At 46.2% G+C, this 22,071-nt stretch carries 17 protein-coding genes and 1 tRNA gene; 7 read left to right on the plus strand and 11 right to left on the minus strand.

Annotated elements, in window-relative coordinates:
- Positions 1-714 precede the first annotated feature (714 nt).
- Positions 715-1,197: a T9SS type A sorting domain-containing protein gene (locus tag ACEW8S_RS03855; protein WP_373516865.1), complete on the plus strand. Its 483-nt coding sequence runs from the start codon at positions 715-717 to the stop codon at positions 1,195-1,197.
- Between the two features lie 5 nt (positions 1,198-1,202).
- On the plus strand, positions 1,203-3,437 hold the full coding sequence (locus ACEW8S_RS03860) for a hypothetical protein (protein ID WP_373516866.1): 2,235 nt from the start codon (positions 1,203-1,205) through the stop codon (positions 3,435-3,437).
- Between the two features lie 536 nt (positions 3,438-3,973).
- Here the strand turns inward: ACEW8S_RS03860 and ACEW8S_RS03865 are convergent.
- From ACEW8S_RS03865 to ACEW8S_RS03875, 3 genes are all read right to left on the minus strand, one after another.
- Entirely contained in the window at positions 3,974-4,894 is a 921-nt protein-coding gene (locus tag ACEW8S_RS03865) for a hydroxypyruvate isomerase family protein (protein WP_373516867.1), read from the minus strand.
- 70 nt (positions 4,895-4,964) lie between these two features.
- On the minus strand, positions 4,965-5,612 hold the full coding sequence (locus ACEW8S_RS03870; RefSeq protein WP_373516868.1) for a gluconate 2-dehydrogenase subunit 3 family protein: 648 nt from the start codon (positions 5,610-5,612) through the stop codon (positions 4,965-4,967).
- Positions 5,612-7,330 (minus strand): GMC oxidoreductase, encoded by a 1,719-nt coding sequence (locus ACEW8S_RS03875; protein ID WP_373516869.1) that lies wholly within the window; start codon positions 7,328-7,330, stop codon positions 5,612-5,614. Before ACEW8S_RS03875 ends, ACEW8S_RS03870 begins: the two co-directional genes overlap by 1 nt.
- A gap of 143 nt (positions 7,331-7,473) precedes the next feature.
- Here ACEW8S_RS03875 and ACEW8S_RS03880 point away from each other — a divergent pair, with 143 nt between their 5' ends.
- The 3 genes from ACEW8S_RS03880 to ACEW8S_RS03890 are packed head-to-tail and all read left to right on the plus strand — an operon-like array spanning position 7,474 to position 10,172.
- Complete coding sequence (locus ACEW8S_RS03880; RefSeq protein ID WP_373516870.1) at positions 7,474-8,463, plus strand: sugar phosphate isomerase/epimerase family protein; 990 nt, start codon at positions 7,474-7,476, stop codon at positions 8,461-8,463.
- A gap of 29 nt (positions 8,464-8,492) precedes the next feature.
- Positions 8,493-8,936 (plus strand): DinB family protein, encoded by a 444-nt coding sequence (locus ACEW8S_RS03885; protein ID WP_373516871.1) that lies wholly within the window; start codon positions 8,493-8,495, stop codon positions 8,934-8,936.
- A gap of 9 nt (positions 8,937-8,945) precedes the next feature.
- Positions 8,946-10,172: a nucleoside permease gene (locus ACEW8S_RS03890; protein WP_373516872.1), complete on the plus strand. Its 1,227-nt coding sequence runs from the start codon at positions 8,946-8,948 to the stop codon at positions 10,170-10,172.
- A 145-nt stretch (positions 10,173-10,317) separates the two neighbouring features.
- Here ACEW8S_RS03890 and ACEW8S_RS03895 read toward each other — a convergent pair whose 3' ends face one another.
- From ACEW8S_RS03895 to ACEW8S_RS03930, 8 genes are all read right to left on the minus strand, one after another.
- Positions 10,318-11,514 (minus strand): AGE family epimerase/isomerase, encoded by a 1,197-nt coding sequence (locus tag ACEW8S_RS03895; protein WP_373516873.1) that lies wholly within the window; start codon positions 11,512-11,514, stop codon positions 10,318-10,320.
- Positions 11,498-12,277: a glucosamine-6-phosphate deaminase gene (locus tag ACEW8S_RS03900; RefSeq protein ID WP_373516874.1), complete on the minus strand. Its 780-nt coding sequence runs from the start codon at positions 12,275-12,277 to the stop codon at positions 11,498-11,500. The genes ACEW8S_RS03895 and ACEW8S_RS03900 overlap by 17 nt, the downstream gene beginning before the upstream one ends.
- 120 nt (positions 12,278-12,397) lie before the next feature.
- Positions 12,398-13,639 carry an Nramp family divalent metal transporter gene (locus ACEW8S_RS03905; protein ID WP_373516875.1) on the minus strand — a complete coding sequence of 414 codons (1,242 nt, stop codon included), beginning with the start codon at positions 13,637-13,639 and terminating at the stop codon, positions 12,398-12,400.
- A 201-nt stretch (positions 13,640-13,840) separates the two neighbouring features.
- Positions 13,841-15,055 (minus strand): N-acetylglucosamine-6-phosphate deacetylase, encoded by a 1,215-nt coding sequence (locus ACEW8S_RS03910; RefSeq protein WP_373516876.1) that lies wholly within the window; start codon positions 15,053-15,055, stop codon positions 13,841-13,843.
- Between the two features lie 2 nt (positions 15,056-15,057).
- Entirely contained in the window at positions 15,058-16,053 is a 996-nt protein-coding gene (locus tag ACEW8S_RS03915) for a Gfo/Idh/MocA family protein (protein ID WP_373516877.1), read from the minus strand.
- A gap of 16 nt (positions 16,054-16,069) precedes the next feature.
- Positions 16,070-17,497 carry a Gfo/Idh/MocA family protein gene (locus ACEW8S_RS03920; protein WP_373516878.1) on the minus strand — a complete coding sequence of 476 codons (1,428 nt, stop codon included), beginning with the start codon at positions 17,495-17,497 and terminating at the stop codon, positions 16,070-16,072.
- A gap of 638 nt (positions 17,498-18,135) precedes the next feature.
- On the minus strand, positions 18,136-19,080 hold the full coding sequence (locus tag ACEW8S_RS03925; RefSeq protein ID WP_373516879.1) for a DUF4434 domain-containing protein: 945 nt from the start codon (positions 19,078-19,080) through the stop codon (positions 18,136-18,138).
- 28 nt (positions 19,081-19,108) lie between these two features.
- On the minus strand, positions 19,109-20,959 hold the full coding sequence (locus ACEW8S_RS03930; RefSeq protein WP_373516880.1) for a sodium:solute symporter family protein: 1,851 nt from the start codon (positions 20,957-20,959) through the stop codon (positions 19,109-19,111).
- A 106-nt stretch (positions 20,960-21,065) separates the two neighbouring features.
- On the opposite strand from ACEW8S_RS03930, the gene ACEW8S_RS03935 reads away from it, so the two are divergent.
- Positions 21,066-21,137: transfer RNA gene (locus ACEW8S_RS03935), tRNA-Arg, on the plus strand.
- Positions 21,138-21,373: 236 nt separating this feature from the next.
- The coding region (locus ACEW8S_RS03940; RefSeq protein WP_373516881.1) for a phage integrase SAM-like domain and Arm DNA-binding domain-containing protein at positions 21,374-22,071 on the plus strand (698 nt) is incomplete at its 3' end.

Below are 22,071 nucleotides of genomic sequence, written 5' to 3' on the forward strand. Positions count from 1 at the left end.
AAAGACAACAACAAACACTAAAACCAAACAACAATGACACTATTAAAAAAAATGGACGGCACTACCTGGGTGTTCTTCGTAATGCTAATCGTAGCGATGTCTATGGTGGTGATAGCCTTGGCCTCACTCACCTATTGATGTTCTGACAAGGGTTCAGTGGGCTATATCGGAAGAAAATGCCATGACTCTCGACGAGCTGTTAAAAATTAAGGAAGCTCTTGACGATTGAGGGATAGAGGTAGAGGATTATCTATATGAACTGTTCAAGGGCCATCGTATACGCCATTTATTTGCGTTTGACCACAAAAGGAAATCCCGCTTGCCTTCAGATTCCGATAGTTCGCCAAACATACATCGATGAATGCAATTCATACAACTTCCCTTGATATATGGGCACCATGCCCTATCTTGTGTTCAAATACGATAACAGGATAGTACTTCCTGTTCGTAATGTCCTTTTTTTCATCCTCCCCCGTAATTTTTAACCACAAAACAACAGATCTATGAAAGCTATTCTCGTTTACATCGTCCTTTTTGCCATTGCCGGGCTAAGTCTGATTACATGTCTAGAACTGATTTTCCAGTTGTAACACAAATTCTTCATAAGGCAGAAACGGTCTTTTAAAGACCGTTTTTAACAAGGCTCAAAATACTTCCGGACCGATGTTAACCTTTTTCCTTCAAAAACATAGAATACAAAAATCAAAGTATTCTATGATGAAACTACTACCTATTTATCTATTTCTGTTCCACCTAACAATAGGTTTGAACGCCCAGTCCATCGGCAAAACAGTGGTAAGTTCCGGTGGCATGGCATTGTATGGCTACGGAATCGCTATAGGCTTTACAATCGGCGAACCTATCGTAGGTCCGATATCGAACGGGACATCGCTCGATCAAGGCTTTTGGGCAGGTTCGCTGTACGTTGCGGCCATCGTTCCCGAAAAAGACTTAGGTGGAATAAAGGTCTATCCGAACCCAGTGGATAATGTCCTCACCGTTTTCACCAACGACAAGGAAATTTTGGGAATGGCCCTCTTTGCCATAAACGGGCAGAGGGTATTGATACAAAAGGTCGATACCCAGCAACTGCACCACGAAATAGACCTTAGTTATATTAATAAGGGCACCTATGTACTTCAGTTCTATGTTCTTGGGGAGCATAAAGAAAAACTTTTCAAAATTATTAAAAACTAAAGACAATGAAATCAAACTACTTTTTTATAGCCATCTTACTAGCACTATTTTTTGCTCCAGGCGCAAGGGCACAAGAAGCCCAAAAGGACTTTATCAACTATCAGGGAGTCGCCCGTAACGCCGAAGGACAACTGATGGCCGAAGAGGGCATGACCTTGGGAATAGCCCTAAAATTCGGCGCGGCGAACGCCCCAAGCCAATACGAGGAAAACCACTCGTTGACCACGGATGCCAACGGCGTTTTCAGCCTAAAGATTGGAAACGGGAACACCGTGGCCGGTGATTACAACAATTTGCCATGGGGCGGCGGGGCCACCTTTATGACCGTAACTATCAACGGCAACGCAATCGGCACTACGGAAATGATGGCGGTACCCTATGCGATTCGATCGGGCGATGGCGATAACCAATCCGCTGAAGAGGTGCCGTACAACAATGCCGTTTCGGGACTAACGGCGAACACTGCGCAAGCGGCCATAGACGAACTGGCCACAAGCGATACGGGGGACGGCGATAATGACCCGGCCAACGAGATCCAGACCTTGAGTTTCAACTCCGGAACGAACGAATTGAGTTTATCGGACGGTAATTCGGTAATAATTCCCAGTGGTGGTACGGATGCCGATGCCGACCCGACCAACGAAATCCAGACCCTTGGTTTTGATCCGGCCACCAACCGGATCACCCTTACCGATGGCGGGGAAATCACCCTCCCCAGTGGCGCTACGGATGCGGATGCCGATCCCGCGAACGAGTTTCAGAACCTGTCGCTTTCCGGAACCAATTTGCAGATTTCCGATGGTACCGGGGTGGATCTGGGTCCGATACTTCCCCCGGGCGGAACCGACGATCAGAACGCCGGGGAAGTCCCCTATGACAATACGACCACGGGACTTACGGCGACGAATGCCCAGGCGGCGATCGACGAACTGGTAGGCGGTAGCGTCATAGATGCGGATTCCGATCCCACCAACGAAATCGATGTTACGCGAAACCACGGGCTTCTTGTAGGCGATGGCGGGCTGATTGACGGTCTCGTGGGTACCGCCGACGGCCAAGTAGCGAAATGGGATGCGGCATTGGGCAATTGGGTAGTGGGTACCGATGAGATTGGTGGTGGCGCAGGAAGCTCGCTGTGGAATGAAATTGCGACAGGCATCAGTTATAATGCCGGTTTCGTTGGAATCGAAACCAACGATCCCACGGCAAAATTAGACGTTAATGGAGATATCCGTTCAAGGGCATTGATTGGAACGGGAGAGCGAAACGTTGTCGCCGATGCCAATGGGAATTTGATTGTCGGGGCGGCCGGAGGGAGAAGTTCGCTATGGAATGAAGATGGGGACAATATTTTTTTCGACACGGGCAATGTAGGAATAGGATTGGCTACGCCGTCAAGCCTGCAACACATCCACTCAACGGATTTCGAAAGCAATTCGCAGTATACCACCACTTCTACAGGTTCAGAACTTAATGATGGTTTATGGGTAGGGATGCGGAATGAAGTATTTTCCGGGCCAACGGGCCGTATCATCAACTTGGAGGACGGACCGCTTAATTTGGGAACGAACGGCCTTCCGCGTATGACCATAAGCAATGCTGGCAACGTAGGCATCGGGAAGACTGATCCCACAGGAAAGCTCCACATCTCCAAAAATTATGACCCAAGTCCTTTTATGAATTTGGAGACCACTGCCGGCGATCGCGCCGATATAAGGTTCAGCAAAGAAGGCAGCACCTCTTCTTGGGACCAGATTGCGGGCATCCGTACCGATGCCGCCTCCGGTACCATGAGCTATTATTTTAACGATAGCGGCACCTCGAACCATATTATGACCCTTCGCGGTGATAATAAAGTGGGGATCAATACCTTTAACCCCCAGGCTGCGCTCGATGTTAATGGCGATATCAAGACTTCAGGCGAGGTGAACAGACCTTCGACCGGCGCAACCAATTTGTTGCCCGTAGCCTACGGAACGATTGAGGCCGACGGAAGTACAGCAAACGGCAGTGGAAATTTTACGGTAAGAAAGTACGGAGAGGGAGCCTATGAGATAAATGTTACGGGGGAAGTAATTGGTTATAGCAGTCATACTATGACCGTTTCAAGAGGATCAGAATCAACTGCTTTCGGCTTTATTAGTCACTTGATACAAAGAAATAATATGGGAGTTTTTACAGCAAATACTTCAGGTGCGTCGATTGACGCCCGGTTTTCATTTGTAATTTATAAACCATAACAAAATCGATCCTACCATTCATCGGATAAATTTAGCAGGTCGTATTTTTCACAACATCCTGCACCATGTTCACAACAATAATTTAGAAGTATCGGGATTGCGGCGTAAGTTTACATTGTAATTAAGTGATCGGGTTGACCCCAAATCGACACCTGACCAACAAAAGCTAACAAGCTGCCCAATATTAACCGTAACCTACTTAACAAAAAACGCCCCTGAAATAGGGGCTTTTTTTATATGGAGTCGTGAAGGGCTACCCCATTTTATTTCTCGATATAAGGTCGGGCCAATACCGCAAAAATATAGGCTGCTACATATATGAATAGTATGATTACGTATTTATCCATAACCTAAAGGCATAAATAGGTGTTATATACGTTGCAAAATGGGCAAAAAGACTACTTGCGATAATTAAAAAGCAAGATTCTTTTTTAAATGACTGCCATCGGTTTGTTTGCACAGGGTTAAGCCCTACATCTAGCGGGGATATCTAAGTTTTGACCGCAAGCGTAAGCTTCGATAAAAGTTGTGGGGAGTTACATAAAAGCATCCTCTTGCTTATACGCGTCGATAACCGCCTGTTCACCTGCCTTACCTTCTTTGGAGTTGCCGTGTTCCATACCTAAAACACCGGTAAAGCCTTTTTCATGGATCCACTTGAAGACATTCTTATAATTGATTTCGCCGGTGGTGGGTTCTTTTCGGCCGGGATTATCGCCAATCTGTATGTAGGCGATCTCATCCCAAGTAAGTCCCATATTATGAATGAGGTGACCTTCGGTTTTTTGTAGGTGATAGATATCGAACAGTATTTTACATGAGGGACTATCGACCCCCTTGCAGATCATATAGGTCTGATCGGAATTTTGCAGATATAGGTCCGGGGAATCCGATAAGGGTTCAAGTACCATGACCAGCCCGTGCGGTTCGAAAATTTCTGCACCTCTTTTCAGGGCTTCGATAACATGGCCATCTTGCACACCGGTCGGAAGGTTTCTTTCGAACCCGCCAGGGACTACGGTCATCCATTTGGCATTACATCTTTTCGCGGTTTCGACGGCTTTTTTACATCCGTCCAAAAAAATATCGACGTGTTCCTTTTTGCCGGCGGCCAACGTATTTTCCATGTTGCCGCCTTTGTCGACAACAAATACGCCCATGGTCAACCCTCGTTTTGCCATGATTTCGCCCATTTTGGTCTGCAAGGCAACGTCGCGTTTCATCATTCCGTTGTCCTCAAACGCGGTAAACCCTTGATCGGCCATGAAGTTGAGCTGGTCGATGGGATCTTTGCCCGCCAGATTTTCGAACATGCCTAGATGTGGTGCATACTTGAGGTTGAATTTATGGGGTGCTAGGATAGTACTTTTGCTGTTTTTGGCATACGTAAAAGCCCCGCCCATGGAAATCGCACCGCCGGTCAAAGCGGTTTTTTGTATAAAATTTCTTCTTTTCATTGGTTTTCGTTTAAGTCGGTACTTTTGACTAGTAGTTTTGGTTAACAGTGAAAGTAAGAATATTGAATTTTTAAATCGACCAATCCTTTCCCCCAGTCAGTTCCTGAAGATCACCACAGCCGATATAGACACCGGGCACGGGCAGGTACGCCAATACTTCTTCCCCTACATATTCCGAGGTTTTATAGCCCATTATGGTCAATCCGCGTAAATTGTTGGCGAAGCCAAAGCGAGAGATTGAATCGTCTAAGAGCGGTTCTTTGCCTTCCTCAATAGCTTCGTTGTATTGTTGTATGGCCTTAAAGTTCTTTATTTGATCTTCTTTGGGTATTTTTAACGCAGGCCCTAAAACAGCTTCAAGGTTTTCGGCGGTCAGGTCGCCCGCATTATCTTCGCCGGAATCCGTTTGGGCCTTTTCCAAAAAGCGGGCGAACGACATTTTCCAGAATCGTTGCTCCCGTTCGTCGAACACCTCATTCGCAAATCTATCGATGAAGAGGTGCACCTGGGTTTCCGATGCCGATGGGATATCCGTTTTTGGGATGATAATATCCACCAACTTGGTTAAGGCCGCTCCTTCATCCTTTGTAAAGAAATCGGGCGTCCATTCGAGTACCGTTTCGTTTTGGCAACTCTGCATGATGCTTATCAAGGTGGGGGTGGCGACGGTATATCCCAAGGCCAATCCCATATTTCTAAGTGCTTTTCTTCTTTCCATTATATATTTCCTTTTTTAAGTTCATTGGCCGCATGTTCTGCAGCCCGTGCAGTAAATGCCATATAGGTCAACGATGGGTTGACGCATGCGGCGGAGGTCATAAATGCGCCATCGGTTACATATACGTTCGGTACGTCGTGCAACTGGTTGTTTCCGTTGAGTACCGAGGTTCTTCTATCCCGACCCATACGTGCGGTGCCCATTTCATGTATTCCCAGACCCAATGCCGTCTCCTTGTCATAAGGTTTTACATCGCGTACCCCTGATTTTTCTAACATATCTACGGCCGATTGCATCATGTCTTTACGCATGTTCAGCTCGTTTTCCTTGAATCCGGCATCGAAGGTGACTGTGGGCAGGCCCCATCCGTCCAATTTCTCGTAATCCATGGTGAACCGATTTTCTTCGTAGGGAAGTACTTCTCCAAAACCCTGTATACCCATGGTCCACTCACCGGGTTTTAGAATGGCTTCCTTAAGGTCTTTTCCATATGATGTCTCTGCCACCAATTCTTCCCAGTTGCCACGGCTGGCACCACCTTGGTAACCGAACCCGCGCTTGTAATCGGGCATATCGGAGGCGCCGCCCAAGTTCCGGAATCGGGGCACATAGACCCCGTTGGGTCTTCTTCCCTTGTAATATTTGTCCTTAAAATCATCGAACTTGCCGGCTGCACCGACGCCCAACTGGTGGTCCATGACGTTTCTACCCAGCTGATCGGAATCATTGCCCATACCATTGGGAAACCGATCCGATCTCGACTGCATTAATATAGCTGATGACGCAATTGCCGAGGCACAAAGAAAAATTACCTTGGCCTTGAACTCATGGGTCTCTTTGGTCACGCGGTCCATGACCTTGACCCCGGTGGCCCTTTTCGTATCGGGGTCGTAGAGTACCTCGTGTACGATGGAATCCGGCCGAAGCGTCATATTGCCCGTAGCCTCAGCCGCAGGTAAGGTAGAAGAAAGGCTGCTGAAATAGGCACCGAAAGGGCACCCCCTTATACATCGGTTACGGTATTGGCAAGGTTGGCGTCCGTTGCCCTCGTATTGCTTATCGCCGGTAATGTGGGCGACCCGGCCGATCGTAACGGTACGGCCGTCAAAGCCCTCCGCTACTTTTTGCTTAAAGACTTCCTCGACACAGTTCAGATCCATTGGGGGCGTAAAAATACTGTCGGGCAATTGTGGCAGGTTCAGGGTTTCCCCGCTTATGCCGATATACCTTTCCACTTTTTCGTACCAAGGGGCGATATCCTTGTAGCGTACGGGCCAGTCGACGGCAATACCCTCGTTGCGGTTGGCACCAAAATCGATATCGCTCCAACGGTAGCTTTGACGCCCCCATTGCAGCGAACGGCCACCAACATGATAACCCCGCATCCAATCGAAACGTTGTTTTTCGTTGTACGGATGTACCAAATCGTTGACAAACCACATATGGCTGGCCTGATTGGTCGTGTATCCCGTCCGGCTCTGTTTGGGTTGTTCTTTTAGGATTTCCTGGGTAGCTGCGCCGCCGTTCGGAAAATCCCAATCATCCTTATTCGCCGTCTCGTAGTCCTCGATATGCTTGATCATCCGGCCGCGTTCGAGGACTAAGGTTTTCATGCCCTTCTCGCAAAGTTCTTTTGCCGCCCATCCACCGCTAATACCTGTACCTACCACGATGGCGTCGTACGAATCTTGCTCTTGATTGTAATGAAATTTATTCATGGAAATGAATTGTTTAGTCTCTAAATTTATTAAATATAAAATTAATTATCTACATTTAGTCGCTATACTTCTTGATGGTCATAGTATTTAAAGGGAAAATTTGATGCTACATTCTTAGTATACAACCAACTAATCCAAAAACAATGAAGCGAAGAAATTTTATCAGAAACAGCTCCCAAGCGGGAATGGCGTTCTCACTTTTAGGCATGTATGCCTGTAAGGAAACCAAGAAAAAGGAAGATGAAACGACGGAGGATGCCAATCTGACCGTTAAAGCAGTAGATCCTTTTTTCAAGCTTTCACTGGCGCAATGGAGCATACATAAAATGATCAAAGAGGATGGTGTCGACCCTTATACCTTTGCCGAAAAAGCCAAAGACTGGGGATTTTCTGGATTGGAATATGTGAATCAACTGTACCCCGCCGATTTGGATAATGACGAATATTCTGAGGAGGCTATGGCCAAATTCATTGAAAAATCGAATGCGGAGGCGGAAAAGCATGGTATGCAGAACGTCTTGATAATGATCGATCGCCAAGGCAATCTGGCTGTAAGCGACGCTAAGGAAAGAAAAGAGACCGTAGAGCGCCACCACAAATGGATCGATGCCGCCAAGGCCATGGGATGCCACTCCATTCGCGTCAATCTTAACGGAAGCGACGACCCAGCAGCATGGAAGGCCAATTCCATCGACGCATTGGCCCAATTATCCACGTATGCAAAAGACAAAAACATCAATATTCTTGTTGAAAACCACGGTGGCCTTGCATCGAACGGTGCCATGCTCGCCGATGTGATGGCCACGGTCGATATGGACAATTGCGGTACCCTGCCCGATTTCGGAAATTTCTGTATCACAAGTTCAGATGATGGCTGCGCCGAGGAATATGATAAATATAAAGGTGTAAAGGAACTTATGCCCTATGCCAAGGCGGTCAGTGCCAAGACCCACGATTTCGACCCCGGCGGCAACGAGACCGAGATCGACTATGTGAAAATGCTGCAGATAGTCAAAGACCACGGCTATACCGGTTTTATCGGAGTAGAATATGAAGGCAGCGAACTCGGTGAAGAAGCCGGTATCATCGCCACCAAGGAATTGATGCTCAAGGCAGCCAAAGAAATGACCTGATAAGGGTCTCATTATAAAAAGACCCATACGTGAAAGCATTTTTCAACTCCCTTTTCGACTATAATTTCCATTGCAACAAACAACTGATAGCCACTTTTGGCGCTATTGATGCCGTGCCCGAAAGAAGCCTGCTTCTATTTAGCCACATTCTCAATGCCCATCATTTATGGAATGCGAGGATTCGTGAGCGAAAACCGGAATTCGAGGTTTGGCAGTTGCACGACATACAGGCTTTGGGCGATATCCACTATGAAAACCAGCGGAATTCGTTCGACATTACCTCGAGCACCGAAGATTTCGAAAAACGGATCGACTACGAAAATACCGAAGGCCGGTTGTTTACGAACACGTTGCAGGATATGCTTTTTCACATCATCAACCATTCGGCGAACCACCGCGGCCAAATCGCCATGGATTTCAGGGGGAACAGACTAGAGCCATTGGCCTCGGACTATATCCATTATAAGAGATAAACCTTTTTTATGACCGGCACGGTACGTACGCAGCTCTCCGTAATGATGTTCCTTGAATTTTTCGTTTGGGGCAGTTGGTACGTGACCATGGGCATCTATCTTCCGAATACCTTGGGATCCGATGGAGGTGAGATTGCCATGGCCTACTCCACGCAATCGTATGGCGCAATTTTGGCACCGTTCGTAATCGGGCTGATTGCCGATAGATATTTCAATGCGGAACGTATTTTGGGCGTACTTCACCTTTTGGGAGCTATATTGATGTATCTACTCTATCAGGCCAATGATTTTAGGCTGTTTTTCCCGTATTTATTGGCCTATATGATTATGTACATGAGTACGTTGGCCTTGGTAAACTCCGTTTCGTTCAACCAAATGAAAGATCCGGGGAAGGAGTTTGCGTTCGTACGTGTTTTCGGAACCTTGGGATGGATTGCGGCCGGCCTGCTCATCAGCTATTTGAACTGGGATTCTGAAACGGGAATCTCCGAAGGAATTCTTAGAAACACCTTTTTAATGGCCGCCATCTCTTCGGCCGTGTTGGGGGTATTCAGTTTTACGCTACCCAAAACCCCACCAAGGGCCGATACCTCGAAAAAAGTCACGCTTTCCGATATTTTGGGATTGGATGCACTTTCCCTTCTAAAAGACCGCAATTTTTTGATTTTCTTTTTGGCCTCGGTGCTCATATGCATTCCATTGGCATTTTACTATCAACATGCCGGACAGTTTTTGGGGGAAATCGGGGTGGCCAATCCCGCGGGTAAAATGACCATCGGGCAAATCTCGGAAATTTTGTTCATGCTTTTACTGCCCTATTTTTTTAAACGTTTCGGCTTCAAGATGACGATGTTGGTGGCCATGTTGGCCTGGGGGGTTCGATACCTGTTGTTCGCCTATGGCGATACGGGCGATCTTGTCGTTTTATTGTTGTTAGGGATTGCCTTGCATGGTGTCTGCTACGATTTTTTCTTTGTAAGCGGACAGATATATACCGATAGTAAGGCCGGCAAGACCTATAAAAGCTCGGCCCAAGGCCTGATTACCTTGGCCACATACGGCATAGGCATGTTAATCGGTTTTTGGGCGGCCGGTAAGATTACGGATGCCTATCTGCTATCTGACGGCGTTCATGATTGGCAGATGATTTGGATGTATCCTGCGGGCTTTGCTGTTTTCGTTTTGGTTTTATTTGGACTTTTGTTCAAAAATGTCAAGATCAACTACAAGAGTTAAGGAAAAAAGCAAAAAAAAAGTGAACACGTAAACGAAGTTGGCTTGGAAAAGACCGAGCTGTCCTTAATCTCTAGTTTGATTTCCAATACCTTGATCTGTTCCTGTTTTGCCAGAAGAGGTAAATTGGACCGGTTACTGCTACCGCCTAAGTTTTGCTTTCTATCCGTTCAAACGTCTTCCAACACTGGTACAATGCCCGTGGTACGTGAAAACAACCTTTCCATTTACCGCCTTTCAAGGTCAATGAGGGTTTCCCCTGACGGTTCAAATAACCGAACCATTCCCCATTTTCGGGATCGGGAAAATGCGACCACGAGTACGTATGAACTTTTTCGTACCAGTCCTTTATTTTTTTCGTTGGATGATGTTCGTAGGCTTTGGATAGGGCGACCAAGGCTTCCAAGTGTACCCACCAGAGTTTTTGATCGTGTTCCAGTTGCTGGGGCGGATGGCCTTTGGCATCCATAAAATAGAGGATGCCACCGAATTCGTTGTCCCATCCATATTCCAAAATACGGATGATGGTATCGGTTGCCCTTTGAATGAGATCCGGATCGTTTTGCCGTACCCCAATATCGATCATAAACCACATGGCCTCGATACCATGACCGGGATTTATCAATCTTCCGTCGAAACTGTCGTGCTCCGAACCGTCGGCAAGCAGGTTCTCATAAATCAGTCCGGAATCTTTATGGAGGAAGACTTCCATGACCTCGTTGACACTGAAATCTATGGTCTGTTGTACTTCTTCCGGTTCAAGGATGTCTTCCAGTTCCAAAACAAGGTTGGACAAAATCATGGGCAAGGCGAAATTCTTCAGTGGTCTTTCACCGGTATTCTTCTCATACATCCCTTTCGGATTATCTTTCCGGCGCAGAATGTTTAGGTAAGTGTTTTTTGCCAACGTCCTAAATTCCCCATCGCCGGAAGCCTTGGCATATTGCGCAAAGGCCATCGCCGCAAAACAATCGGAGAAAATGCTGTAGGCTTGTACCAGGGGCTTCCCTTGTTGGGTAAGGGAAAAATAGAAGTTGCCCTCTGCATCCATTCCGTACTTTTTTAGGAACCCTGCACCCGATTTAGCCATTTGAAGCCAAGAATCGCGTGGCTCAACCTGATTGTAGAGCATCGAAAATAGCCAAACCTGCCGGCCTTGCAGCCAAACGAATTTATCGGTATCGTAGACTTTTCCGTTTTGGTCGAGACACGTGTAATAGCCACCATATTGGGAGTCTGGCGAGTTGTGTTCCCAAAAGGGAAGAACATCGTTCAGTAAAGCGTTTTTATAAGATTCGGCGTGTTTCAATTTAGGTGTATTATAGGTGTTATGATTTAGTAGCATAATTATCAATCCTAGATGCCGAAGCCGCATCCAAAAACAGCTTGGTCTCTTCGTGTTGCCTTAAGATAGTGGCGGGGCAATCCTCACTGATATCATGGTATAAGGTATTGTAGACGGCTTCCGCTTTTCGTTCATCGGGCACAACGCAACTGATGGCCTTACAATTCAAAATGGAAGCGATGGTCAGCGTAAGGGCCTGTTTGGGAACGTCTTCAAATATCGGAAACCATCCTTCGCCCAGTTGCTGGTTTCTACAAGCCTCGTCCAAGGTGACCAGTTTGACCAGTTTTGGGTCATTGAAATCCGCTACCGGCGGGTCGTTGAACGCAATATGTCCGTTTTCGCCGATACCGATACAGGCGATGTCTATCGGATGGTTTCTCAGTGCCTCCGAATATTGGTACATTTCGGCCTCTACATCGTCGACATCTCCATTTAGGAAATGGATTTTTTTAGGATTTACGGCGTCCAGTATCCTATCCTTTAAATACTTCCGGAAACTGGCGGGGTGGGTATCCGAAATATCCTTGTACTCGTCTAAATGGAAAACCGTGATTTTTTGCCATTCGATATCCCTTTCCTTCAGCGCATCAAGGAATTTGAACTGCGAGGCTCCTGTGGCCAAGATCAAATTGGCACTTCCTTTTTCGGCGATGGCCTCGGATAGCTTTCGTTGCACAAAATCGGCCGCTGCCTTGCCCATGGCGACAGGTGTTTCGTAAATGGCGACGTCAAGGTTGTCTATTTTTAGCGTTTTTGTCATTTTTTCGAGTTGCAGTGTTATTGAGCTTTTATGGTATTATCCTTCTGGATAAATGGATTTTGAAAGTAATAGGGAATGTAAATTTCTAAACTTTTATATTAAATGGCTACTGCCAACCCTTCACAAGAAATCAGCAATGGCGAACCAGCTCGTCAGCAACGAAAACAGGATAACGGCTGCGATCCCGATATTCCATCTCATTTTGGCGGTGTACTGGTCCATGAGTTTTTTCTTGTTGATCAGTATAAAGATAGGGATGGCTACCGCCGGCAGAATACAGGCCTGAAAAGCCTGTGAAAAAACCATAAGGGCGGGCGGGCGTTCCTCCAAAAATACCGTTCCGAAGGTAAACAAAAGCGCTATGAAAATTAGGATACGCGATGAAGTGGAACGGATGTTTCTAGGTGTGCCCCGATAATCGGCTATCAGCCAAGGGGCTATCAGCACGATGGGGAATATCGTTGAAAGTCCCGCGCCGGCAATACCGATAATCAGGATAAAGGCCGCGACCTTTCCGCCGATAGGTTCGAAAAGTCCGATCATTTCGACCGTGTTTTCTAGAGTTTGGCCGGAAACATATAAAGTGCCCGCGGCAACGGCCATGATGGCCCCGCTCAATAACAACATCATAAAGGCTGATACGCCGGCATCCTTTTTCTCTTCCTTTAAATGCTTTATGCCCCATCCTTTTTCGGCGACCACGGTGCTTCGCATGATAAATACGGCGGCCGAGCATGTCGTTCCCGCTATGGCGGCGATAAGTCCGAACGCCCCGGGCGTATCGGGAATACTGGGTACGAAACCTTGGACTAGGGATGAGAAGCTGGGCTTTACCATAAAGAAAACGACCAGAAATGAAAGTCCCATTAAGACCACCAGAACGGTCAGTATTTTTTCGAAGGTCTGATAGCGCCCATACCAAAGAAGGATGAAAAGAATGACCACAAAGAAAAGGATGATCCAAAAGGTGTTAACGATTTCACCATCGAAGGCGAGCCGTACACCTTCCTGTACCAAATCGGCGACAATGCCCATCACCCCGATAAGGGCAAGCAGTTCGCCGATAATCAGCGCAATGATGATATAGAGGGATAGCATCCAACCATATTTGAATTCCGATTTAATATTGAACAGTGCGGTCTTGCCGGTCACCAAGGTGACCTTGCCATAGGCGACCATTAAGATATACGTGAAAATACACGAAAGGATAAGTGCCCAAAAAAGCCCCATACCGTGTTCTGCCCCAGTTTTGGCCATGGTGGTCACACTGCCTGTGCCGATGTTGTAACCGATAAGGAAAAGTCCGGGGCCTACGGCACTGAGGGCCAGGAGTATTTTTTTTGTTTGTGGTTGGCTCTTCATAGGATATACTAACGATTACGATGTTGCCTTCGAAATTTTTGAATACTTTGACTTAGTACGGTAAGACCTAAGATTTATACCTTTTTCCACAAGTAAAAATAGACGCACACTTTTTTGTCTTTCGTGGCACCTTTTTTTGATTTATCCCTTTTCATTAAAATCAGCTTTTCCAATTAATAACAATAAAATGAAACTTCATGATTATTTTTGAGTGTAAACCAGTTCACCCCCGACATAGGTCCTATCAATAACCATTTCATTGTCTTCCATAGTAAATAGGATAAGGTCCGCACGTTTGCCTTTTTCGATCGTGCCCAGTTCTTTCAAAGCGAAGAATTCGGCCGGGTTGGTGCTGGCCATTTGTACGGCATCTTTCAACGAGCATCCGGTGTATTCCATAATCTGGCCAACGCATTTGCTGATCGGGGAAGCGGCTCCGGCCAACACATTTTCCTTAGGAAGTTTTACTACGTTCGGGGTCAGCAGTAGGGTGCGCTCGCCGCGGGTGTATTCCCCAGGGGGAAGTCCTGCTAGATCAAGGGCATCTGATACCAAAATGGTTTTATCGGCTCCTTTTGTCTTGTAAAAGGTACGTACCTCCTCGCGGGTAAGATGGAAACCATCTGCGATAATACTAATGGTCAGTGCTTCATTGGACAACTGCGGCCAAAGTGGATTGTTGTGCCTATTGATCTCGTTCGCACAGCCGTTGCCCAAATGGGTTGACAGTTTGGCGCCGGCTTCGACGGCAAGGGCTACGTCTTCGGCAGAACCGTTATGGTGGCCCAGGGATACGGTAACGCCGCTCTCGACAAGTTTATGGATAAATGGGATGGCACCTTCCAGTTCTGGGGCAAGGGTAATCAATTTGATAGAGCCGTTGGCCGCTTTCTGCAGTTCCTGAAATTCTGCCCAATCGGGCGCTTTGATATATTTTTCCAAATGGGCGCCACGGAAACCTGCTATGGGAGAAATGTATGGGCCTTCTAAATGGAAACCCGGAATGGAGGATCCGATTTCGGGATCTTTCTTCGCCTTGGCAAGAATAGCGAAATTGGTCTTGATACGCTCGATATCGCTGGTAATGACCGTGGGATAATAGGAGGTTACCCCAGCTTTCCACAGTGCCTTGGTGGCTTTTTTCACTCCCGCTACGGTAAGGTCGGGTCCTGAAAAATCGACGCCGACATAGCCGTTGATCTGAATGTCGATCAATCCGGGTGCGATATAGGTCTTGGGAATCTTGGCATCCTTTTTCAAGGGGGACACTTCAGTGATCTTTCCCTTATCCAAAGAAAGCGAAACCGGATTTCCATCGGAATACAATAGGCCCTCTATCTTTTGTGCATTGGATGTCATGGAGATGGTAAAAATAAGAACAAGGGATATGTATATGCTACTTGATTTTAGTGTCATTTTTAGATTTCGTCATATTTAGCCACTTTTTCCCATTGTTCGCTGGTTACCGATTTTTCAAGGGCCTCGAGCACGGCAACGCAATGGATGATACTTTCATTGCTTCTCGAGGTTTCTCCTGTTTTGAACATGTGTACCATATCGACATAATTTTTACCTGGTGTCTTTTCTTCCAACCTCGATCTGAGCTCAACAATACCTTTCTCCGTTTCCACAAAGGTCTGCCAACCATAATTTTTGGTAGTAAATATCAAGCTCGCCATCATGCCGTTTTCGAAGACCAAGCTTGCGGAACTGTTTTTTCCGTTTTTCTGTACCCTGACCCTTTCAACGGTATCGCCAAAAAGATATAGCAAGGGTTGAACGGAGTGTACCCCATAAAAGAAGATACCACCATATTCCGAATCGAGGGTCGCCGGGCCGTAACGTGTGACCTGATCGATAGTGCCCATAGTTTTTAGCTGTTCCTTGATATCAAAAGTGTCATAGCTATTGGCGACCGAACTGAAGGAAGTAACGGGAGTGCCGTGCTTTTTTGCGAGCTCCAAAAACGCCTTGCCTTCTTTTGCCCGGTAGCAGAAAGGTTTGTCGATAAAGGTCGGTACCCCCGCTTTGATGAAGGGAATGGCCGTTTCAAGATGGAACTTGGCATGGCGATGGTCTACGATGAGTCCGTCGATTTTACCGAGCATATCTTTCGGGTCATCGACACGGTTCTGTATTTTACCATCCTGCATCGCTTTTTCGGCAAATTCCTGGGTCTCTCCCCATACATATTTCACTTCCATACCCGGAAATGCCTTTTCCACGTTAAAGAGTTTGCCAAAATCGGCGGTATGCGAGTTTTCGGCACCTATGATGCCGATTTTAAAGGTTTTCATTTCCTTATTATTTTTGGTAAGCCACTGCGATGTTGCGTCGAGAGGTGTCGCCAACGCCAAAGTCGAAAAGGCTGCGCCCTTACCGAGTTTTTCAATAAATGCTCTTCTGGAATTCATGGATTTAATTTGTTGGTTAAAGCTTCATCTCCCATCCTTTTTCATAATCACGGCTCCAAAGTTTCTGGGCATCCTTGTCTTTAATAATATGTCCCTCTTTGGGATTGATCTCCAAAGACCGGCCTACCCTTTGCGAGATATTTCCCAGTTGGACCAACAGCGTGCTTTTATGTCCGGAATCAACATCGGAATTTAAACTTCCACCATTTTTTATGGCGTCGAACATATTCTGGATGTGTAAGGCATCCAATTTTTCTGCGGGATTGCTCTTATTGCGGGCATCGATCACTTCGGTGTTCTCTACCTCTTTTACGACCTTGCCGTCGAGGTCGAACTGGGTATAGCTATTTCCGGCGGGAATGAGCAGGCTTCCGTTTTCCCCATAAAAAACAACGCCTACGGAACTTCCCTCGATGGGTTTGCCATTACAGCTCCGGCCTTCCCAAGACATGGTTTTGCTATCTTCGAAATCAAGGTTGATGATTTGGGTGTCGGGCGTTTCCCAATCATCTTTGTAGCGGTACCTGCCGCCGTTCGAACTTACCTGGGTCGGGTAGTCGACTTCCATGCCCCATCGCAAGAGATCCACCATATGGGTGCCGTTGTTCAGGGCTTCCCCGGTGCCCCAGTGCCACAACCAGTGCCAGTTGTAGTGTACGATATTGTCCTTGAACTTTTTTCGGGGAGCGGGGCCTTGCCACAGGTCCCAATCCAGCCATTCGGGTGTCGGGGTCTCCTTGCCGACGCCTATCGAGGGGCGGTTATTGGTATACCATCCCTTGCCATAATAAACTCGGCCGATAGCGCCATCTTTTACCGCTTGGATGCCTTCCATTACATTCGGCCAGGAACGGCGCTGATTGCCCATTTGCACTATTTTACCGTATTTTTCGGCTGCCTTGACCAGAATTTCTCCCTCGCTCGGGTTATGGCTACAGGGTTTTTCGACATAGACATGTTTACCGGCTTCCAGGGCGATAAGCGATGCGGGTGCGTGCCAATGATCGGGGGCGGCAATGACCAGGACATCGACATCCTTGCTTTCCAACGATTTCCGGAAATCGGTATAGGCCTTGGCTTCCACCGTTTGGCGTTCCTTTAGCGCAACGAGGCAGTTGGTAATCGCCCTGCTATCTACGTCACAAACGTGAATCACATTGGAGTCGTTCTGAGCAGCAAAATTCTGTGCAAGGGCGTTGCCACGGCTGTTGACGCCCATCACCGAAACGTTGATCGTTTCGTTCGCCCCCAAAATGTTGGCGTAGCTCTTCGCGCTGAATTGCGGCAAAATACTACCGGCCATAAAAGCCAAAGCACTTTTTTTCACAAAGTTTCTTCTGGAACCTACCTGACCGGCAGGCAGGCCTGCCTCGCCGACAGGCAGGGCAACCTTCTTGGAGGTCGGCGTTGCTTCACCGGCAAACAGATTTAATTTATCGCTCATGATATAGATTTTTTCTGCTTACAAGATATGATTTTGTTATGTGAACGGATGATAGGAATGTTCTTTTTAAAAGGACTTTTATTTTAAGTTTCCTATCCAATCTTCGCCCTGGCATTTCAATGCAGATTAAAAAATGTCATTTTGACAGCCCTATAAAACGGGAAAAGAAAAATCAACAGTTTTTTATAAACGGAATTTTAGTTTTTTTGCCAATTGGCATGGCGTTTGGATTTGGCATTTTTTTTGTCGAACAGTTATCAAATGTATTGTTTAACTTAAATCTTTATTATTATGAGCATTTTAGCAAAAGTTTCGAATAAGGGAGGTTTGGCAAGAACAAATCCCAGTAGGTCATCGAACCTCCCGATGTGGTCATTGATCGATGATATTTTCAACGGGCCCCTGCCATCGGTATTTTACCAAAATTTTATGACGTACAAGTGAATCAAACTAACGACTTCCCAAGGCATCGTTCTGCACAGCTATTTGTAATCGGTACTTTAAAGTGCCGTAGGTTTTGAATAGATAGGGAAAGCGGGTTTAAGACAAGTCTATTTATTAGGCATAAAAATAATTATGCATTTGTTCGCTTAAACAGGCTGGGATAAAAATTCAAGATTTTCACGGAAATCTAAACCTTACTCATCGTCTTTAGGGGCTATGTATCTTTCCATATACCGATTATACAAATGCCGCGCCTGTACATACGCAGACTGTGGACTCATAAAATGCGAGAACTCGAAGGTAATCGCCTTTTCGCATCCGGCGCGCTGGGCCGCTTCCAATTTAAGCAACAGCTTTTCAAATTTGAGGGGTAGAAACTTAATGGGCATATCGCGGTCGAAGGATTCGGAATTGGTCCACGATTGTAACCCATGTTTGTCCGCCAAAGCTTTGTTTATCCTCAAATAATCTTCCAGTTCATGATAATCGACATGGCCGTCTTGAAAGGCCACGATATCGATATCATTTTTGATGCCTCCGAAAATTTCGTTCCATTCTTTTTCATGTTGTTTTAGGGAAATGGCATCGTCTTTGACAAGCTGCCTTTCGGTGGCCGCTGTCGCCTTTGTTCCATCAATCCAAGGGGAGATCAAAACGGGCAATCCGTTGCTTACGGCCTTGCATTGGCGGCCCAATTTGGCGATGGATTCTACCGCGCCCTTGGTCTTTCGGCTTAATTCTAGACTGAGATACCATCCGCCAAAATGCTTATGGTGTCCATATTTTTGAAACGCTTCTTCGATGATATGTAAATTGATGTCGATCTCGTGTCGCATGTCGCCGGTATCCCAATATTTTCCGCTGTCGTATGTGCCGAAATAAAAAGTCATACCGTGTTTTTCGCAGAGCCTCAAAAACAGGTCTACCAAATCTATGGGCGGTTTAAAGCAACCGTGTTTTTCCATCAAATACCCGGAGGGATATGTCAAGAACCGGCGATAGCCCGATCGGATGAGGATTACAGCGTCAATACCCATTTTTTTCATGTGGGAGAAATCGATATCCCATTCCTTTGGCCCCCAATTTTGATGGGGGATGTCGTGGCTGATCTCGTCTATGAAAGTCCCTGTTATTTGCATAAATATATCATTCTTTTTAGGAACGACCTTAATCCCTTTCCAACCTATCCCACCAAAACTTTTTCAAGAGATAACTCGTCAAGATCAACACCGCGCTCCAAATAACCATTTCGGTATCCTTTCTAAGCATAAAATAAATTGGAATAACGACCTGTGCCATCTGCCACACGATGCCGACGACGATGTTGAAACTATCGCGTTTAAAATGCATATTTGGTACAAAGGTTGGGTCTTCGGCCATGACTTCTTGTTTGATCGGCCCCCAAAATCCCCAAGGTCTGGTCTGCTTGTAAAATCGCTTTACCTGATTCCGGTTGGGCAGGGATTCTAGAAATGTACCGATGATACATCCTATGAAAGAAAAGACCAAAATTATGGGGAACACAAAAATATCCACATAATCGGGAAAAAATAGGAATTTGACTGTCGAGGCGATCAATCCGAAGAACATTCCCCAGAAATAACCGTTGCCGGTAAAGCGCCACCAGATCCATTTGAGCACGTTGGCCGCTACATATCCTCCGTAAAGTGAAGAGCTTAACCAAAGAATAAGGGAGTTCAAGGATCCGGCGTTAAATCCAAAGGCTATTCCTACCATGACCAGGGCCAAAGATGAAATAATGCTCAGTTGCACCAATTTTTTGTCCGGCGCGCCAGGATTGATATATTTCTTATAAATATCGTTGACAATATAAGCGGGGGCGGAATTCACAAAGGCGGCGAACGTACCCATAAATGCGGCTAGGAAACCTGCGAGCATCAGGCCCTTCAAGCCCACCGGAAGAAAGTTGTTGATGGCCATCGGCAGCACTTGCTCAAAGTCAATGTTGTCGCCCATAGCCTGTAGTTCCGGGCCAAGATATACTAGGGATAGCACGGCGAACCCAATAATCATGAAATACCTAGGAATGTAGAGTACGCAAATGGTCAGAAAACTCATTTTAGCGGCCTCGGAAGGAGTCTTTGTGGCCAGAATTCGCTGCATATCATAACTTGGTACGGGTCCGGCGATAGAGGCGAAAATACCTTTGAGGACCATGAGCATAAATAGGATGCCAAAGAGGTCGAAACCGTCGGAAGCGATTTTGTTATTGACCTGTGGGAAGGCCGAATTGCTCCAATCGAGACCCAAATTCCATCCAAAGAAAAGTTGGTCCCAAGTGTCGGGAACCGCGGCCGCAATCTGCTCGGAGGTGACCATGTTATAGGCGACGATACCCACGCCGAAACAGGCAATGGTCATAATGACAAACTGCATAACCTCGGTAGCGACCACGCTGTGCATGCCCCCTTTTACGGTATACAACGAGGTCAATCCGCAAATGATGAGCGCGTAGCTTCGGGCCGAGGACACCTGATATCCTAAGAAATCAAAGGACATGTCCCAAGGCAGAATGGAGGTGCTATACTTGCCGATACCCTCGAAGAAATAGGCGATAAAACCGAGGACGCTGATGACCGCAAAGATGACGATTATGATATGCGAAAGTTTGGCGCCCTTGCCATCGCCAAAACGGAAGGTAATCCATTCCGCACCGGTCATGACGTTCGAGCGGCGCATCCAAATGGCGAGATAAACGAAGACGAATACCTGGTTCCAAACGGGCCAAAGCCATGGGAGCCAAGCACTTTTTAATCCATAAACAAAAAGAATGCCCACTGACCACATGGTACCCGAAATGTCGAACATGCCCGAGGCGTTGCTGAGTCCCAAATAATACCATGGCAATTCATTACCCCCTAAAAAATAGGATTCGAGGTTTTTCGATGATTTTTTGGAAAGGTAGAACCCGAGCGCCAGCACGCCGATGACGTAGGCGATTACGATGGCAATATCCCAAGGGGAGAGGGTCATTTGGTTTTGGTTGGATTTCAGCAATCCAAGGTAATTAAGTTTTTGATAACTTGCGAACTGGGATTAAATAAGTTGTTACGGATTTTCATGGCTCCCGAAAAAAACTTTATTTTTGCCGTCCTTAATATTCGGCCTCGTAGTTCAATGGATAGAATAGAAGTTTCCTAAACTTTAGATGCAAGTTCGATTCTTGCCGAGGCTACTTTTTGACTTACAAAGGAGTTCAATCGAATACAAATTAGATTGATTTTCAATGTTTTACGTTTTTTTGATTTCAAATGACATCATTTGAAACGATTCATAAGAGTTCACAAATCGTCAACATTTTTTGCCAAGTGTTGTCGTATCTCTAAATGAGTCGTTTTTGAACTGTTAAAAAACGTTTTACCGGTGGTTTGACTTTCGTCTTCAACTAAGTTTAACTTAAAGACGAATGTCATGCGCACTTCTTCCACATTTTCTATCCTGTTCTGGATATACGCGAAAAGAATCAAGAATAACCAGGCCCCACTTTACGCCAGGATTACCGTAGATGGTAAAAAGCTAAATCTAAGTTTAAAACATAGAATAGAAGTTCAGCTTTGGAATCCAAAAAAGCAACGGTTAAAGGGTACCGGAGATAAAGCAAAACGTCTAAACCAACATCTGGACGAGGTGCATTCCTCTTTATTTCAGTGCTACCGTGATTTGAGGGTAGCGAATAAAAGTATTACCCCCCAAACAATAAAATCGAAATATTTGGGCAACGATGAAGAGCGGGTATACACTTTAAAGGATATTATTTTGTACCATAATTCCCATATGTTCGAAAAGCTACATTGGAACACCTCAAGGCTCTACCTTACCAGTCAGAAGTACCTCTTGCTCTTTTTAAAGAAGAAATACAAGCGGAACGACATCGAGCTGTCGGAGCTTGATTATAAGTTCATTCTCGGTTTTGAAAGTTTTCTTCGAGGCCATAAGCCGAGACATTATCAGCAGCAGATTGGCAATAGCGCGGTAATGAAGCATATACAGCGATTGCGTAGAATGATTACCCTCGCTTACCAAGTGGAATGGATCGACAATGACCCTTTTCGTAAATTCAAGCAGAAGTTGATCCCGACTCACAGGGGACATCTTACCGCCCAAGAGTT

The sequence above is a fragment of the Pricia sp. genome, from assembly GCF_041745955.1.
In the GTDB taxonomy this organism is placed as follows: domain Bacteria; phylum Bacteroidota; class Bacteroidia; order Flavobacteriales; family Flavobacteriaceae; genus Pricia.

Excerpts from the sequence above, each read along its gene's own strand:
- ACEW8S_RS03895 (WP_373516873.1), bottom strand. The coding sequence starts at position 11,514 with ATGCTACTAAATCATAACACCTATAATACACCTAAATTGAAACACGCC.
- ACEW8S_RS03865 (WP_373516867.1), bottom strand. The coding sequence starts at position 4,894 with ATGAAAAGAAGAAATTTTATACAAAAAACCGCTTTGACCGGCGGTGCG.
- ACEW8S_RS03855 (WP_373516865.1), top strand. The coding sequence starts at position 715 with ATGATGAAACTACTACCTATTTATCTATTTCTGTTCCACCTAACAATA.
- ACEW8S_RS03910 (WP_373516876.1), bottom strand. The coding sequence starts at position 15,055 with ATGACACTAAAATCAAGTAGCATATACATATCCCTTGTTCTTATTTTT.
- ACEW8S_RS03925 (WP_373516879.1), bottom strand. The coding sequence starts at position 19,080 with ATGCAAATAACAGGGACTTTCATAGACGAGATCAGCCACGACATCCCC.
- ACEW8S_RS03915 (WP_373516877.1), bottom strand. The coding sequence starts at position 16,053 with ATGAATTCCAGAAGAGCATTTATTGAAAAACTCGGTAAGGGCGCAGCC.
- ACEW8S_RS03905 (WP_373516875.1), bottom strand. The coding sequence starts at position 13,639 with ATGAAGAGCCAACCACAAACAAAAAAAATACTCCTGGCCCTCAGTGCC.
- ACEW8S_RS03890 (WP_373516872.1), top strand. The coding sequence starts at position 8,946 with ATGACCGGCACGGTACGTACGCAGCTCTCCGTAATGATGTTCCTTGAA.
- ACEW8S_RS03920 (WP_373516878.1), bottom strand. The coding sequence starts at position 17,497 with ATGAGCGATAAATTAAATCTGTTTGCCGGTGAAGCAACGCCGACCTCC.
- ACEW8S_RS03870 (WP_373516868.1), bottom strand. The coding sequence starts at position 5,612 with ATGGAAAGAAGAAAAGCACTTAGAAATATGGGATTGGCCTTGGGATAT.
- ACEW8S_RS03860 (WP_373516866.1), top strand. The coding sequence starts at position 1,203 with ATGAAATCAAACTACTTTTTTATAGCCATCTTACTAGCACTATTTTTT.
- ACEW8S_RS03900 (WP_373516874.1), bottom strand. The coding sequence starts at position 12,277 with ATGACAAAAACGCTAAAAATAGACAACCTTGACGTCGCCATTTACGAA.
- ACEW8S_RS03875 (WP_373516869.1), bottom strand. The coding sequence starts at position 7,330 with ATGAATAAATTTCATTACAATCAAGAGCAAGATTCGTACGACGCCATC.
- ACEW8S_RS03880 (WP_373516870.1), top strand. The coding sequence starts at position 7,474 with ATGAAGCGAAGAAATTTTATCAGAAACAGCTCCCAAGCGGGAATGGCG.